Here is a 14,139-nt window from a genome sequence, read left to right on the forward strand (position 1 = left end):
CGACGGGGCTTATTCCTCGCCGTCGTTTCCGGCGTGCTCGGGCGCGCCCGCAGGCCGCGGCTGGCGCTTGCCTGGCTTGGCCAGGATCTCGACGTAGAACTGCGTGCCGCCCTCTTTCACCACACCGTCGATGAGGCCGGTGATGGCCGTGAGGTGGATGGTTTCGGCGGATTCCTGGGCGGTGCCGAACTTGCAGTCGAAGTCCCAGAAGTCGGCGCCTTCGGGCAGGTCGCGGCGGCGCTCGCGCTTGATGTACTTGCGGATCTCGTGCTTGACGGCTTCGAGGTGACGGTCGGGGTGCTTGCCCTCGACCTGAAGCTGGAAGGTTTTTCTCATGGTCGATGGTAACCCGGCCCCGCCCCGGGGCGGCCCGGCGGCGATGGCAGGCCCTTCGCGGGTCTGGCCGCTGTGTACAGTCGGCGCATTCAACGGATTACAGGTGAAAGCATGGCACGCGCAAACGACTGGGCAAGCAAGGTGATGGCATTGGTGAACGGCGGCAACGCCCCGGCGGCCATTGCACAGATCAAGGTCGCGCCGTCGGTCAAGGACCTGAAGGCACTGCAGACCATCATGACGCTCTCCAAAATGAAAGGCCGCTATCCGAACGTGGATGCGGCCATTTCAGAGAACCTGGACCTGCTCGCAGCGCCCCGCCTGCACCGGTCCCCCTGACGATTTACAGGGCCTGGCCGAGGCGTTTCACGCCTTCTTCGATCTTCGCGATGTCGGCCGTGGCGAAGCTCAGGCGCAAGGTCGCCACATCGGGCTTCTCTGCGAAGAACGGCGCGCCGGGCACGAAGGCCACCAGCTTCTCGATCGCACGCTTGGCCAGCTCGTTGGCATCCGCCAGCTTGCCGTTGGCGCCCGTGAGACGCGCCCAGAAGAACAGACCGCCGTTGGGCTGCGTGAAGCTCACCGCATCGCCCAGCTCGCGTGTCAGCGCGGCGCCCATCGCTTGCGCACGCTGGCCGTAGACCTCGCGCACATGCGCCAGCGTGCCGGGCATGCGGCCGCTCTTGAGGTACTGCGCGGCCGTGGCCTGCGCGAAGGTGCTGGTGTGGGCGTCGCTGAACTGCTTGCACATCGTCGCCTTGGCCAGCAGCTCGGGCGGAGCGATCATCCAGCCGATGCGCAGGCCGGGGCTCAGCACCTTGCTCAGACTGCCGCAGTGCGCGAGCAGTTCGCGGCTGCCGGGCACGTCCTTGCTCAGCGACATGATGGACGGCGGCGGCGCTTCGCCGAAGTACAGGTCGCCATACGGGTCGTCCTCGACGATCAGCGTCTGGTACTTCACGGCCAGCTCGAGCACCTTCTTGCGGCGTTCCAGCGTCAGCATCGCGCCGCTGGGGTTGCCAAAGGTGGGAATCAGGTAGACGAACTTGGGCTTGTGCTCGGCGATGAGTTTTTCGAGCTCGTCGGTCTTCACGCCGTTGGCGTCGATGGGCGCGCTGATGAGCTGCGCGCCGTACAGGCGGAAGCACTGGATCGTGGCCAGGAAGGTCGGACCTTCGACGATCACCTTGTCGCCGGGCGAGATCATGGTCTTGCCCAACAGGTCGAGCGCCTGCTGGCTGCCGGTGGTGACGATCAGGCCGCTGGGGTCCACGTCGACGCCCTTGGTCTTCATGAAGGCACTGAGCTGGTTGCGCAGCGGCTCGTAGCCTTCGGTGGCGCCGTACTGCAGGGCCCCGCCGGCCTCTTCGGTGAGCGCTTTGTGGCTCGCCTCCTTCAGGCCCTCGACGTCGAACATGGCGCTGTCGGGAAAGCCGCCCGCGAAGCTGATGATGCCGGGCTTGCCCAGCAGCTTGAAGAGTTCGCGGATGGCGGAGGTTTCGACGTTGTCGAGGCGGGAGGCGAATTGCATGGTCAGTCTCACTTTCTGGGCGTCATTGTCTGTCGGGAAGGGGCGCGGTACTTTACGACCCACAGGTAGTTTGTTGAATTTACTATCCATATGTAGTATTCTAAAAATACCTCTCAAAGGTGGTAATCATGACAACCTACCCGATCGAAACGCCGCAACAGCTGCGCACCCTGCTCAAAGCCTTGCGGCAATCAAGCCACCTGACGCAGACAGAACTCGGCACGCGCCTGGGTGTCAGCCAGAAGCGGATCGCACGCATCGAGGCTGAGCCTGGTGTCACCAGCTTTGACCAGATGGCCAGGCTGGCCGCTGCCATGGGCTACCGTTTCGTGCTCGAGGAAGTGCCGGCATCGCCGCCTGCCACGCCGGCCGCTGGAGAAGCGCAGTGGTAGCCACGCACACGCTGGCCGTCTGGACCAATGGCCAGAAAGTAGGCAACTGGGAGGTGCGCGATGGCGAGCATCGGTTCCAGTACGCCGAATCGTGGGTGGCCTCGCCCGCCGCGCGCCGCATCTCGCTCTCGTTGCCGTTCATGCCGGGCAACTCGATACATCGCGGCGACGTGGTGCGCAACTACTTCGACAACCTGCTTCCCGACAACGACGCCATTCGCGAGCGCCTGCGGCTGAAGTTCGCCACGCGCAGCATCGGCGCCTTCGACCTGCTCGGCGCTATCGGGCGCGACTGCGTGGGCGCGGTGCAATTGATGCCGACGGACGAATCACCCGTTGGCTTCGATCGCATCGAAGCCGAGCCACTCGACGATGCCGGCGTTGAACGCGCCATCGACGCATCGCTGTCGTCGGGCCATGTGCTGGGCCAGCGAGACGACGAGGAGTTCCGTATTTCCATTGCCGGCGCACAGGAAAAGACCGCGTTACTGCAACAAGGCGACCGCTGGTATCGGCCCATGGGCGCCACGCCGACCACCCACATCCTCAAGCTGCCGCTGGGACTGGTGGGGAACATGCGCGCCGACATGCATTCGTCGGTCGAGAACGAATGGCTCTGCTCGCGCATCGCCGAAGCCTTCGGCCTGCCCGTCGCACATTGCGGCATCGAGGTGTTTGGTGCGCGCAAGGTCCTCGTCGTGCAGCGCTTCGATCGCGCCATGCAACGCGCAAGCACGCCGCACGAATGGATTGCACGGCTGCCGCAGGAAGACTTCTGCCAAGCCCTCGGCGTGCCGGGCACGCTCAAATACGAAGCGGACGGCGGCCCCGGCATGCGCGAGATCCTGCGCGTGCTCGACGGCAGTACACAGGCGGCCGCCGACAAGGTCCACTTCGTGAAGGCGCAGATGCTCTTCTGGCTGCTCGCCGCCACCGACGGCCATGCGAAGAACTTCTCGATCTTTCTGGAGCGCGGCGGCGGCTATCGCCTCGCTCCGCTGTACGACGTGCTGTCCGCATGGCCGGTCATCGGTGCCGGCCCGAATCACATCAGCTGGCACAAGGCCAAGCTGGCCATGGCGATCCGGGGGCGCAACGCACACTGGAAGCTGGCCGATATCCAGCCGCGCCACTGGGATGTCGTCGCCAAACTCGCGGGCCTGGGCAACGCGCAGGCCCTGCGCGCGGACATCATCGACGCGGTGCCCGGGGTCATTGCCCGTGTCGAAGCACAACTGCCACCCCATTTCCCCGAGCAGGTGTCGAGCGCCATCTTCGACGGCATGAAAGCCAATGCCAGACGCCTTGCCGCCGCATCCCCAGCCCCATGAAAAAATCCGACATTCCCCTTTTCTTCGCGACCCTGCAGGCCGCCAACCCCGAGCCGCGCACGGAGCTTGAATACACCACGCCCTTCGAGCTGCTGGCCGCGGTGCTGCTGTCGGCGCAGGCCACCGACGTGGGGGTGAACAAGGCGACGCGCCGGCTCTATCCGGTGGCGAACACGCCGCAGGCGATCCTCGATCTGGGCGTCGAAGGGCTGGAGTCGTACATCAAGACGATCGGGCTGTACCGCAGCAAGGCCAAGCACCTGATCGAGGCCTGCCGGATGCTGGTCGAGCTGCATGGCGGCGAGGTGCCGCGCACGCGCGCCGAGCTCGAGGCGCTGCCGGGCGTGGGGCGCAAGACGGCGAACGTGGTGCTCAACGTGGCGTTCGGCGAAGAGACCATCGCCGTCGACACGCACATCTTTCGCATCGGCAACCGCACCGGACTTGCGCCCGGCAAGACGCCGCTGGACGTGGAACTCAAGCTCGAAAAACGCATCCCACCCGAATATCGCCTGCACGCGCACCACTGGCTGATCCTGCACGGACGCTATGTCTGCGTAGCGCGCAAGCCGCGCTGCTGGGAATGCGCGGTCGCGACCTTCTGCGCCTTCAAGCCCAAGACGCCGGCCCCCAAGACCGCCTGAGCGGCACACACCACATCGCACATGACGACGACAACGATTTTCAAGACAGCACCGCCCGCCGCCCTCCTCCTGCTCGCGGCGCTGTGCACTGCGGGCACGGCCTGGTCGCGCGACGGCGTGCTGCCGCCGGAGACGATGGCGCTCTATGGCGGACGCTGGTCGTCCAACTGCGCGGACGCAGCGGCACCAACGCTGCAGGTGCGCGAAGACATGCTGATCGCCGAGCGCGGCAAGCGCCGCGTCGTCGGCCGCGAGCCGGACACGGCGCACAGCTTCTTCGGCAACCAGGCGCCGCCGCCGAACTTCGATGTGGCGCTGATGAGCCGTGTCGGCAAGGGCGACCACGCGATGATGAATTTCCTGGTCTTTCGCGATGCGCGCGGCCAGTCGATCACGCTGAAGGCCGACAAACCCGTCATCGGCCAGCTGGGTCCGGAACTGATGAAACAGCGCTACTGGCGCTGCGATGGCTCGGCGCGCGCCGCAACGCCGCCCGCCGACGCCGCGGCAATGAACAAGCCGCCAGCGCCGGCCACGGGCAGCCCCGCTGCACTGGCGCGCGGCCCCGCGATGGACAAGGCCTGGCGCGCCGCGCTCGGCGCGCGTGAGACCGAACCGTGGCTCGTGCGCCGCGAAGGTCCGGCGCCCGAGCCGCAATGGGTCACGGTGGACGGCACGCGCTACCTGCTGCATGCCTTCTGCAAGCCGCACGATTGCCACGACCACAACGCGATCGCGCTCTACGACCAGGGCTCGGGCCGGCTCTACGGCCTGGTGCAGCGCAACGGACAGAACCGTCTTGTGGGCGGACCTTCGCCGCAGTTCGCGGGGCAACTCGACCGGCTGTGGCGCGAGCAGTGGCGCACCAAGAACTGACGAGGTCCCCTCAGGCCGGCGCCGCGACCACGCGCCAGTCGCCGAAAGCCGCCGCGTCGTTGGGCCATTGATCGGCCCGTTCGGGGCACGACACACCCTGCGACAGCAGCTGCACCGCGCGCAGCACGCCGGCATGCGTGACCCACAGCGCGTCGGCGCGGGTCGCCAGCCAGTCGGCGTGCGCGGCGGCCACGCGCAGCATGAAGCCCCGCACGCTCTCGCCGTCCCCGCCAGCGGGTGCATCGGCGAAACGGGTGGTCCACGCGTCGAATTCTTCGCGCGCCACAGCCGACCACAGGTGACCTTCCCAGGCGCCGAAATTCATCTCCGCCAGCCGCACATCGCGGCGCACCGACAGATCGGGCCGCAGCGCGGCGATGGCGTCGGCCAGCATGGCGCAGCGCCGCAACGGAGAACTCCACAGCCCGATGCCGGCCGGCAGCACCGCGGCGATGCGCGCGGCCGCGGCCTGCGTGTCGTTGGCATGCGCGTCGAGGTCGGTCGCGCCGTAGCACAGGCCCGCCGGCGCGATCACGGGCGCGTGGCGCTGCAGCCAGAGCCGAGCCGTCGCGGTGCTCATGCCTTCCACGCCAGCGCGAGATAGATCGCCAGTTCGCACACCTGCTGCGTGGCGCCGAGCCCGTCGCCCGTGAAGCCTTGCAGCCGACGCACGAACAGCCGCGCCATCCAGCCGCCCGCGAGCACCAGCGCCGCGAGTGCCGCGCCCACGTGCACCGCGTCGTGCGCGCACAGCAGAAGCGCCACGGCGGGCGCGGCCCAGAGCACGGCGACGAGCAGTGCACCGCCGCTGATCGCGTCGGCGAGCGGCTTGGCCTTGCTGCCGCTGCTGTCGCCCACGTAGGGCAGCCAGCGGATCAGGAACAGCGGCGCCAGCCGCGACAGCACATGCGCGCCGACGATGGACACGGCGGCCACGTCGAGCCCGCGCGCGGCCAGCGCAGCGAGCAAGCCGAACTTCAGGCCCAGCGCCAGCACCAGCGCGACCGCGCCAAAGGCGCCGATGCGCGAGTCCTTCATGATCTCCAGCGCCCGCTCGCGGCTGGCCGAACCGCCGAGGCCGTCCGCCACGTCGGCCAGGCCGTCTTCGTGGAAAGCGCCCGTGAGCATCACGGTGGCGATGGTGCTCAGCACAGCTGCGGCAAAAGCCCCGGCAGCGCCCGGCAGGCCAGCGCCCACGCCGACGAACACAACCGCCGCCAACCCACCCGCGATCCATCCGATGGCCGGCAGGTGCGCCGCGGCGGCGCGCAGCATCTGCGGGCTGAAGCCGACCCAGTCGGCGAGTTTTCCCGTCACCGGCACGCGGGTGAAGAACTGGACGGCCAGCAGGAAGTGGCGCACGCCGTTCATTGCTGGCGCGACACGCCTGCCGATTCGAAGCTCGCCATCTCGCGCAGGATGCGGCAGGCGGATTCGAGCAACGGCCACGCCAGCGCGCCGCCCGAGCCTTCGCCCAGGCGCAGGTCGAGGTTCAGCAAGGGCTCGAGCCCGAGTTGCTTCAGCAGCAGCGCATGCCCCAGCTCGGCCGAGCTGTGCGCCGCCACGCAGCGCTGCGTCACATTCGGCCGGATCGCCTGGGCGACCAGCACGGCGGCGCTGGCGATGAAGCCATCCACCACGATCACACGCCGCTCCTGCGCCGCCTGCAGCACCGCGCCGACCAGCGTCGCCACCTCGAAACCGCCGAACGCGGCCAGCGCCTCAAGCGCCGCATTCGCGCCGGCGTGCATGGCGAGCACCTCGCGCAGCACCTCGCGCTTGCGTGCGAGGCCTTCCGCATCGAGCCCGGTGCCGGCACCGGTGCACAGGCCGATGTCCAGCCCGGCCAGGCGCGACAGCAACAGCGCGGCGGACGAGCTGTTGCCGATGCCCATTTCGCCGAGCAGCAGCGCGTTGCCCGGCAGCGCGCGCACCACCTCGCGGCCGTTGGCGATGGCCTGGGCGCACTGTTCGGGCGTCATGGCGGGGCCGGCCGAGGCGTCGGCCGTGCCGGCGGCGATGCGCCGCGACACCAGGCCGGGGCGCGGCTGGAAGTCGCGCCGCACGCCGCAGTCGACCACGGTGAGCGCCAGGCCATGCTGGCGCGCCAGCACGCTGACGGCCGCGCCGCCGGCCAGGAAGTTCTCGACCATCTGCCAGGTCACATCGCTCGGATAGGCCGACACGCCGCGCGCCGCCAGCCCATGGTCGCCTGCGCACACCAGCATCTGCGGCGCATCGAGCACGGGCTGCTCGGTGCCCAGGATGGTGCCGATGCGCAGCGCCAGCGCTTCGAGGCGGCCCAGCGCGCCGACGGGCTTGGTCTTGTTGTCGAGCGCAGCCTGCAGGCGCGCCGCGAGCGCGGCGTCGGCGACGTCTGGAACGGCGGGAATCAGGTCGGTGTCGGTCATGCGATCAGGCCGGCAAGCACGCCGGCGTCGAAGTGGGTGTCAATGAAGTCGGCCAGGCCGTCGAAGGTGGCGTCCAGCGTGGGCGCTGTGGTGCCGAACAGCGCCTGCAGCGCGGCCGGGTCTTCGAACAGGCCGTGCAGGTACAGGCCCAGCACGTTGCCGCGCGTGTTCTGCCAGGCCAGGCCCTCGGGCATCACGGCGTGGCCATCGTGGGCCAGTTGCGGGTGGGCCGCCGTCTGGCCGTGATGGATTTCATAGCCGGCGATGCGCACGCCCGACAGCGCGGCCCAGGGGCCGGCGACAAGGTCAGCCGAGAACGTCGCCTCGCGGTGACGCACGGTCTTCTCGCGCTCGAACACAGTCACGAGCGGCAGCAGTCCGAGTCCGGGCGCATTGCCGTCGATGCCGTGCGGATCGACCAGCGCCTCGCCCAGCATCTGCAGCCCCCCGCACACGCCCAGCACCGCGCCGCCGCGCCCGGCATGCTCGGCCACCGCGCGGTCCAGCCCCTGCGCGCGCAGCCAGGCCAGGTCGCCGCTCGTGTGCTTGGAACCTGGCAGCACGATCCAGTCGGCGCCGGCCACGTCGGCCGGCGTGCGGGCCCAGACCAGGCGCACACCGGGCACGTTCTTCAGCGCCTGGAACTCGTCGAGGTTGCTCAGGCGCGGGTACGCGACCACCGCCACGGTGCGCGTGACCACGCCGCTGGCGCGGCTGCGGTCGTCGAACACGCCGTCTTCCTCGGGCAGGCCGTGCTGCCACCACATCGGCAGCGTGGCCACCGTGGGCACGCCGGTCAGCGCCTGCAGCTGCTGCGGCGCGGGCGCGAGCAGCGAGGCGTCGCCCCGGAACTTGTTGAGCACGAAGCCATGGATGAGCGCCCGGTCGGCCTTGGGCAGCAGCGCCCAGGTGCCGTACAGGTGGGCGAAGGCGCCGCCGCGATCGATGTCGGTTGCCAGCAGGCAGCGCGCCTGCGCATGGCGCGCGACGCGCATGTTGACGATGTCGCTGGCCATGAGGTTGATCTCGGCCGGCGAACCGGCGCCTTCGATCACGACGACGTCGTTCTCGGCGCGCAGTTCGTCGAAGGCCTGCGCGATCTGCGGCCAGACGCGTTCGCTGCGCCCGCGCCACGGCAGCGTGGAGAGCGACTCGCTCACCTGCCCCATCAACACGACCTGGCTGTGGGTGTCGCGCTCGGGCTTGAGCAGCAGCGGGTTCATGCGCACGTCGGGCACGGCGTGGGCGGCCAGGGCCTGGAAGTACTGGGCGCTGCCGATCTCGCCGCCCTCGACCACGCGGGCGTTGTTGCTCATGTTCTGCGCCTTGAACGGCGCCACCCGCAGCCCCTGGCGGGCATACCAGCGGCACAGCGCAGTGGCCAGCCAGCTCTTGCCGGCGCCGCTCGTGGTGCCCAGGACCATGACGCAGCGCGCCGGTCCGCTTGTCGCTCTAGAACTCATCCGGGGATTGTCGTTGAGTGCCGAACTGAATCCGGAGGGCCGACTCAGACGTAACAAGGATGTGGCCCCTCGGGGTCGCACCCGAAACCATGTCCGCCCTCAACGATCTGGCGCTGACGGTCGAGGAGCGCGAGCCCGGCCGGTTCTACTGGCTCCTGCTCGAAGCCGTCCACGACACCGGCAGCACCGCCGACACGCTCGGCTACCAGCCGATGCGGGTGGCTGCGCGCCCGCAGCCCAGCTATTCGAGCGCGCTCGCGCTGGGCGCGGCCGCGCTGAAGCAGGTGGCCGCGACGGCGAGGCATCCGGGCCCCAGCGACAGCGCCTGAGCCCGGAAGGCGCCGATCAGCGGGTCGCCACCTTTTCCTCCGCCGGCACGTCCCAGCCGCCGCCGATGGCGCGGATCAGCCCCACGGTCGCCTGGTACTGCGCCGACTTCACCTGCAGCGCCTGGCGCCGGTTGCGCAGTTCGCTGCGGCGCGTGTCGAGCAGGTCGAGCTGGCTCACGTAGCCGTTGCGATAGCGCGTGTCCGACAGGCTGGTGGCGCGCTGCGCCGAGGTCACGGCCTGCGCCTGCACCACCGACTGCTCCTGCAGGATGCGGAGGGCGGCCAACTGGTCTTCGACCTCCTGGAACGCCACCAGCACCTGCGATCGGTAGCTGGCCAGCGCGCCGTCGAGCTGGGCATTGGCGCCCTGCACGCCGGCCTCGCGGCGGCCGCCGTCGAAGATCGGCAGCGACAACAGCGCACCCACGCCCCACGAACGGGCCGACCACTTGAAGAGGTCGCCGATCTCGGGCGAGGCGTAGCCGGCCGCGCCGGTCAGCGAGATGTTCGGGAACCACGCGGTCTGCGCCACGCCCACGCGGGCCTGCGCCGCCATGACGGCGCTCTGTGCGGCCGACACGTCGGGCCGGCGCGTGAGCACCGTGGACGGCACACCCGGCGGAATGACCGGCAAGGCGGTCGCCCAGTCGTCGGGCCTCATGCCGAAGCTGGAGGCCGAATCGCCCACCAGCACGGCCAGCGCGTGTTCCACCTGGGCACGCTGGCGGTCGAGCGCGAGCGCGTCCGATTCGGTGGACGACACCTCGGTCTGCACGCGCGCCACGTCGAGCTCGGCGATGTCGCCGGCCTGCTGGCGACGCTGCGTCAGGCGCAGCGTGTCGCGGTAGGCGGCCACCGATTCGCGCACCAGCACGCGCTCGGCATCGAGCGCGCGCAGCTGCAGGTAGGTCTGCGCCACTTCGGCCTGCACCGCAAGGCGTGTGCTCTGCAGCAGCGCCTCGCGGCCGGCCGCGTCGAGCTTGGCCGCATCGGCCGCGCCCGAGAGGCGGCCGAACAGGTCGACCTCGTACGAGAACGTGGCGCCGATGTTGGTCATGGTGCCCGGCCGGGTGCTGGCCGTGGCCTTGTCCAGGCCCGCGCCGCGGTTGGCGCCGGCGCCCAGGCCGATCTGCGGCAGGCGGTCGGCCTGCGCGCTGCGGGCCAGCGCACGCGCCTCGGCCAGCCGTGCGGCAGCGGCCTGGATGTTGGCGTTGTCGACGGCGGCGCGCTCGATCAGCGTGTTGAGCACCGGGTCGTTGAACGCCAGCCACCACTCGCCGCGCGGTTGCGCTTCGGCGGGCGTGGCGCGGGTGAAGCCGGCCGGGGCCGTGGCACCCGGCTGCTGCTGCGGCTGTTCCTTGAACTGGGCCGCAGTCGGCACCGAAGGCATGCCCGAGGGCACGCTGGCGCAACCGGCCAGCACGAGGGCCGCCACCAGCGGCAGCATGGCGGTGCGCAGCGGGCGCATCAGGGTGGGGATTCCGAATGTCATGGAAAACCTTCTTTCTTCTTGTCGATCAGTCATGCGCGCCGTGCGACGGACGCGGCGAGGCCGGCACCGGATGCAGACCGCCACCGCCCGAGCCACCGTGCGAAGGTGTGGCGGGATGGTCGGCCGACACGAAGTCGTCGCCATGCGGCACTTCGCCGTGCAGCTTGAGCGCGCGGTTGCCTGCGAGGCGGCGCATGAGCACATAGAACACCGGCGTCAGGAACAACCCGAAGGCCGTCACGCCGATCATTCCGGCGAACACCGCCACGCCCATGGCCTGGCGCATTTCCGAGCCCGCGCCGGTCGAGAGCACGAGGGGCAGCACGCCCATGACGAAGGCCAGCGAGGTCATCAGGATCGGGCGCAGGCGCAGGCGGCTGGCCTCGATCGCGGCCTGGATCGGCGTGCGTCCGGCGAACTCCAGCTCCCGTGCGAACTCCACGATCAGGATCGCGTTCTTCGCACTCAGCCCCACCAGCACGATCAGCCCGATCTGCGTGAAGACGTTGTTGTCACCCCCCGATATCCATACGCCCGCCATCGCGGCCATGATGCCCATCGGCACGATCAGGATGATCGCGATCGGCAGCGTCAGGCTTTCGTACTGCGCGGCCAGCACCAGGAACACCAGCAGGATCGCCAGCGGGAACACCAGGAAGGCGGAGTTGCCGGCCAGGATTTCCTGGTAGGTCAGCTCGGTCCACTCGAAGCTCACGCCCTTGGGCAGCGTTTCGGCCGCGATCTTCGTAATCACGTCCTGCGCCTGACCCGACGAGTAGCCGGGGGCCGGGCCGCCGTTGATGTCGGCGGCCAGGTAGCCGTTGTAGCGCATGGCGCGTTCCGGGCCGAAGGTCGAATTGACCTTCATCAGCGCGGCCAGTGGCACCATCTCGCCCGAGGTCGAGCGCACCTTCAGCATGCCGACGTCTTCGGCACGGGCGCGGTACGGCGCATCGGCCTGGACGCGCACGGAATACGTGCGGCCGAACTTGTTGAAGTCATTGGCATACAGGCTGCCCAGGTAGATCTGCATCGTGTCGAAGATGTCCGTCACCGGCACGCCGAGCTGGCGCGCCTTGGTGCGGTCGATGTCGGCATACAGCTGCGGCACGTTGACCTGCCAGCTCGTGAACATGCCCGTGAGTTCAGGCGCGGCCTGCGCCTTGGTCATGAAGGCCTTCACCGCGGCGTCCATCTGGTCGTAGCCGACCGAGGCGCGGTCTTCGATCTGCAGCTTGAAGCCACCCGTGGTGCCCAGGCCCGCCACCGGGGGCGGCGGGAACATCACGATGAACGCGTCCTGGATGCTCGAGAAGGCGCCGTTGAGCTGACCCGCCACCGCACCGCCGCTCTGGTCGGGGCGCTTGCGCTGGTCGAAGGGCTTGAGTGTGGCGAACACGATGCCCGAGTTCGAGCTGTTGGTGAAGCCGTTGATCGACAGGCCCGGGAAGGCAATGGCGTCTTCCACGTTCGGGTTCTTCTTCATGATCTCGCCCATGCGCTGGATCACCTCGTCGGTACGGTCGAGCGTGGCACCGTCGGGCAGCTGGGCGAAACCGATGAGGTACTGCTTGTCCTGCGCCGGCACGAAGCCGCCGGGCACCGCCTTGAACAGGCCGAAAGTCACGCCCACCAGCGCCAGGTAGATCACCAGCATCAGCGTCTTGCGCGAGATAACCCGCTTGACGCCACCGCTGTAGGCCTCGGAGCCGCGATGGAAGAACTTGTTGAAGCCGCGGAACAGCCAGCCGAAGGCCTTGTCCATGCCGCGCGTCAATGCGTCCTTCGGTTGGTCGTGGCCGCGCAGCAGCAGTGCGGCGAGCGCGGGCGACAGCGTCAGCGAGTTGATGGCCGAGATCACCGTCGAGATCGCGATGGTCACCGCGAACTGCTTGTAGAACTGGCCCGTCAGACCGCTGATGAACGCCAGCGGCACGAACACGGCCACCAGCACCAGCGCGATGGCGATGATGGGGCCCGACACTTCGCGCATCGCACGGTAGGTCGCTTCACGCGGCGTCAAGCCGGCTTCGATGTTGCGCTCGACGTTCTCCACCACCACGATGGCGTCGTCCACCACGATGCCGATCGCCAGCACCAGGCCGAACAGACTCAGCGCGTTGATCGAGAAACCGAGGATGTGCAGCACCGCGAAGGTACCGATCACCGACACCGGCACGGCCAGCAGCGGAATGATGGAGGCGCGCCAGGTCTGCAGGAACAGGATCACCACGAGCACCACCAGCAGGATGGCTTCGAGCAGCGTGTGGATCACCGATTCGATCGATGCACGCACGAACTGCGTCGGGTCGTAGGCGATGCGGTATTCCAGGCCTTCGGGCATGTTCTTGTTGAGCTCTTCCATCGTCTTGCGGACGTTGGCCGAGATGTCGAGCGCATTGGAGCCCGGTGCCTGGAACACGCCCATGCCGACGGCCGGGTCGTTGTTCAGCAGCGAACGCAGCGAGTAGTCGGCGGCGCCCATTTCGAGGCGGCCGATGTCGCGAAGACGCGTGACGGCGCCGTCGGTGCCGCTCTTGACGATGATGTCGCCGAACTCTTCCTCGCTCTGCAGGCGCCCTTGCGCATTGATCGACAGCTGCATGTCCACGCCCGACAGGCCCGGCGATGCGCCGACCACGCCGGCCGCGGCCTGCACGTTCTGGCCACGGATGGCAGCCACCACGTCGGAAGCCGAGAGGCCGCGCTGTGCAACCTTCTGCGGGTCGAGCCAGACGCGCATCGAGTAATCGCCGCCGCCGAAGATCTGCACCTGGCCCACGCCTTCGATGCGTGCGAGCGGGTCCTTCACGTTCAGCACCGCGTAGTTGCGCAGATAGTTGATGTCGTAGCGGTTGTTCGGCGAGACGAGGTGGACCACCATCGTCAGGTCGGGTGCGCTCTTGACGGTCGTGATGCCCAGGCGCCGCACTTCCTCGGGCAGGCGCGGCTCGGCTTGCGAGACGCGGTTCTGCACGAGCTGCTGGGCCTTGTCGGGATCGGTGCCGAGGCGGAAGGTGACGGTCAGCGTCATCACGCCGTCGGTCGTCGCCTGGCTGCCCATGTAGAGCATGCCTTCGACGCCGTTGATCTGCTCTTCGAGCGGCGTGGCCACCGTTTCAGCAATCACCTTCGGGTTGGCGCCCGGGTACTGGGCGCGCACCACCACCGAAGGCGGCGCGACTTCCGGGTACTCCGAGATCGGCAGGCCGCGCAGCGCGATCAGGCCGGCGATCAGCATCAATAGCGACAGCACGCCGGCAAAGATCGGCCGGTCGATGAAGAATTTTGAGAGATTCATGTTGGTTCTCCGGCGGGCGCCAGGGCGCCCTCC

The 14,139-nt window shown here is 68.7% G+C and carries 14 protein-coding genes; 6 read left to right on the forward strand and 8 right to left on the reverse strand.

Annotated features, from left to right (window positions below; translation table 11 throughout):
- Positions 1-9: 9 nt before the first annotated feature.
- Positions 10-336 (reverse strand): DUF6172 family protein, encoded by a 327-nt coding sequence (locus ASD34_RS21045; RefSeq protein WP_056581379.1) that lies wholly within the window; start codon positions 334-336, stop codon positions 10-12.
- 111 nt (positions 337-447) lie between these two features.
- On the opposite strand from ASD34_RS21045, the gene ASD34_RS21050 reads away from it, so the two are divergent.
- Positions 448-675, forward strand: a complete 228-nt coding sequence (locus ASD34_RS21050) for a hypothetical protein (protein ID WP_056581383.1) — start codon at positions 448-450, stop codon at positions 673-675.
- Between the two features lie 4 nt (positions 676-679).
- Here ASD34_RS21050 and ASD34_RS21055 read toward each other — a convergent pair whose 3' ends face one another.
- Positions 680-1,867 carry a PLP-dependent aminotransferase family protein gene (locus ASD34_RS21055; RefSeq protein WP_056581386.1) on the reverse strand — a complete coding sequence of 396 codons (1,188 nt, stop codon included), beginning with the start codon at positions 1,865-1,867 and terminating at the stop codon, positions 680-682.
- A gap of 128 nt (positions 1,868-1,995) precedes the next feature.
- On the opposite strand from ASD34_RS21055, the gene ASD34_RS21060 reads away from it, so the two are divergent.
- From ASD34_RS21060 to ASD34_RS21075, 4 genes are read left to right on the forward strand one after another with little or no spacing between them, the layout of a single operon-like run.
- Positions 1,996-2,259 carry a helix-turn-helix domain-containing protein gene (locus ASD34_RS21060; protein WP_056581387.1) on the forward strand — a complete coding sequence of 88 codons (264 nt, stop codon included), beginning with the start codon at positions 1,996-1,998 and terminating at the stop codon, positions 2,257-2,259.
- Complete coding sequence (locus ASD34_RS21065) at positions 2,253-3,590, forward strand: type II toxin-antitoxin system HipA family toxin (protein WP_056581390.1); 1,338 nt, start codon at positions 2,253-2,255, stop codon at positions 3,588-3,590. Before ASD34_RS21060 ends, ASD34_RS21065 begins: the two co-directional genes overlap by 7 nt.
- The gene (nth, locus tag ASD34_RS21070; protein ID WP_056581393.1) at positions 3,587-4,234 is read left to right on the forward strand and encodes an endonuclease III; all 648 of its coding nucleotides are present in this window, start codon (positions 3,587-3,589) and stop codon (positions 4,232-4,234) included. The genes ASD34_RS21065 and nth overlap by 4 nt, the downstream gene beginning before the upstream one ends.
- A 21-nt stretch (positions 4,235-4,255) precedes the next feature.
- Complete coding sequence (locus ASD34_RS21075) at positions 4,256-5,110, forward strand: Ivy family c-type lysozyme inhibitor (protein WP_056581396.1); 855 nt, start codon at positions 4,256-4,258, stop codon at positions 5,108-5,110.
- Between the two features lie 10 nt (positions 5,111-5,120).
- Here the strand turns inward: ASD34_RS21075 and ASD34_RS21080 are convergent, their stop codons facing one another.
- Genes ASD34_RS21080 through ASD34_RS21095 form a run of 4 tightly spaced genes read right to left on the reverse strand, consistent with a single transcriptional unit; the run spans position 5,121 to position 8,984 of the window.
- Positions 5,121-5,690 (reverse strand): histidine phosphatase family protein, encoded by a 570-nt coding sequence (locus ASD34_RS21080; RefSeq protein WP_056581399.1) that lies wholly within the window; start codon positions 5,688-5,690, stop codon positions 5,121-5,123.
- Positions 5,687-6,481: an adenosylcobinamide-GDP ribazoletransferase gene (locus ASD34_RS21085; RefSeq protein ID WP_056581403.1), complete on the reverse strand. Its 795-nt coding sequence runs from the start codon at positions 6,479-6,481 to the stop codon at positions 5,687-5,689. The genes ASD34_RS21080 and ASD34_RS21085 overlap by 4 nt, the downstream gene beginning before the upstream one ends.
- Positions 6,478-7,521 (reverse strand): nicotinate-nucleotide--dimethylbenzimidazole phosphoribosyltransferase, encoded by a 1,044-nt coding sequence (cobT, locus tag ASD34_RS21090; RefSeq protein WP_056581406.1) that lies wholly within the window; start codon positions 7,519-7,521, stop codon positions 6,478-6,480. Before cobT ends, ASD34_RS21085 begins: the two co-directional genes overlap by 4 nt.
- On the reverse strand, positions 7,518-8,984 hold the full coding sequence (locus ASD34_RS21095; protein WP_056581408.1) for a cobyric acid synthase: 1,467 nt from the start codon (positions 8,982-8,984) through the stop codon (positions 7,518-7,520). Before ASD34_RS21095 ends, cobT begins: the two co-directional genes overlap by 4 nt.
- 59 nt (positions 8,985-9,043) lie before the next feature.
- Here ASD34_RS21095 and ASD34_RS21100 point away from each other — a divergent pair, with 59 nt between their 5' ends.
- Positions 9,044-9,313 (forward strand): hypothetical protein, encoded by a 270-nt coding sequence (locus ASD34_RS21100; protein WP_235510150.1) that lies wholly within the window; start codon positions 9,044-9,046, stop codon positions 9,311-9,313.
- Between the two features lie 16 nt (positions 9,314-9,329).
- Here the strand turns inward: ASD34_RS21100 and ASD34_RS21105 are convergent, their stop codons facing one another.
- The gene (locus tag ASD34_RS21105) at positions 9,330-10,805 is read right to left on the reverse strand and encodes an efflux transporter outer membrane subunit (RefSeq protein WP_056581411.1); all 1,476 of its coding nucleotides are present in this window, start codon (positions 10,803-10,805) and stop codon (positions 9,330-9,332) included.
- Between the two features lie 25 nt (positions 10,806-10,830).
- Positions 10,831-14,106, reverse strand: a complete 3,276-nt coding sequence (locus tag ASD34_RS21110) for an efflux RND transporter permease subunit (protein ID WP_056581414.1) — start codon at positions 14,104-14,106, stop codon at positions 10,831-10,833.
- Positions 14,107-14,139 lie beyond the last annotated feature (33 nt).

The organism is Variovorax sp. Root473 (assembly GCF_001426505.1).
GTDB lineage: Bacteria > Pseudomonadota > Gammaproteobacteria > Burkholderiales > Burkholderiaceae_C > Variovorax.

Excerpts from the sequence above, each read along its gene's own strand:
- ASD34_RS21110 (WP_056581414.1), bottom strand. The coding sequence starts at position 14,106 with ATGAATCTCTCAAAATTCTTCATCGACCGGCCGATCTTTGCCGGCGTG.
- nth (WP_056581393.1), top strand. The coding sequence starts at position 3,587 with ATGAAAAAATCCGACATTCCCCTTTTCTTCGCGACCCTGCAGGCCGCC.
- ASD34_RS21100 (WP_235510150.1), top strand. The coding sequence starts at position 9,044 with ATGTGGCCCCTCGGGGTCGCACCCGAAACCATGTCCGCCCTCAACGAT.
- ASD34_RS21045 (WP_056581379.1), bottom strand. The coding sequence starts at position 336 with ATGAGAAAAACCTTCCAGCTTCAGGTCGAGGGCAAGCACCCCGACCGT.
- ASD34_RS21055 (WP_056581386.1), bottom strand. The coding sequence starts at position 1,867 with ATGCAATTCGCCTCCCGCCTCGACAACGTCGAAACCTCCGCCATCCGC.
- ASD34_RS21050 (WP_056581383.1), top strand. The coding sequence starts at position 448 with ATGGCACGCGCAAACGACTGGGCAAGCAAGGTGATGGCATTGGTGAAC.
- ASD34_RS21085 (WP_056581403.1), bottom strand. The coding sequence starts at position 6,481 with ATGAACGGCGTGCGCCACTTCCTGCTGGCCGTCCAGTTCTTCACCCGC.
- cobT (WP_056581406.1), bottom strand. The coding sequence starts at position 7,521 with ATGACCGACACCGACCTGATTCCCGCCGTTCCAGACGTCGCCGACGCC.
- ASD34_RS21060 (WP_056581387.1), top strand. The coding sequence starts at position 1,996 with ATGACAACCTACCCGATCGAAACGCCGCAACAGCTGCGCACCCTGCTC.
- ASD34_RS21095 (WP_056581408.1), bottom strand. The coding sequence starts at position 8,984 with ATGAGTTCTAGAGCGACAAGCGGACCGGCGCGCTGCGTCATGGTCCTG.
- ASD34_RS21105 (WP_056581411.1), bottom strand. The coding sequence starts at position 10,805 with ATGACATTCGGAATCCCCACCCTGATGCGCCCGCTGCGCACCGCCATG.
- ASD34_RS21080 (WP_056581399.1), bottom strand. The coding sequence starts at position 5,690 with ATGAGCACCGCGACGGCTCGGCTCTGGCTGCAGCGCCACGCGCCCGTG.
- ASD34_RS21075 (WP_056581396.1), top strand. The coding sequence starts at position 4,256 with ATGACGACGACAACGATTTTCAAGACAGCACCGCCCGCCGCCCTCCTC.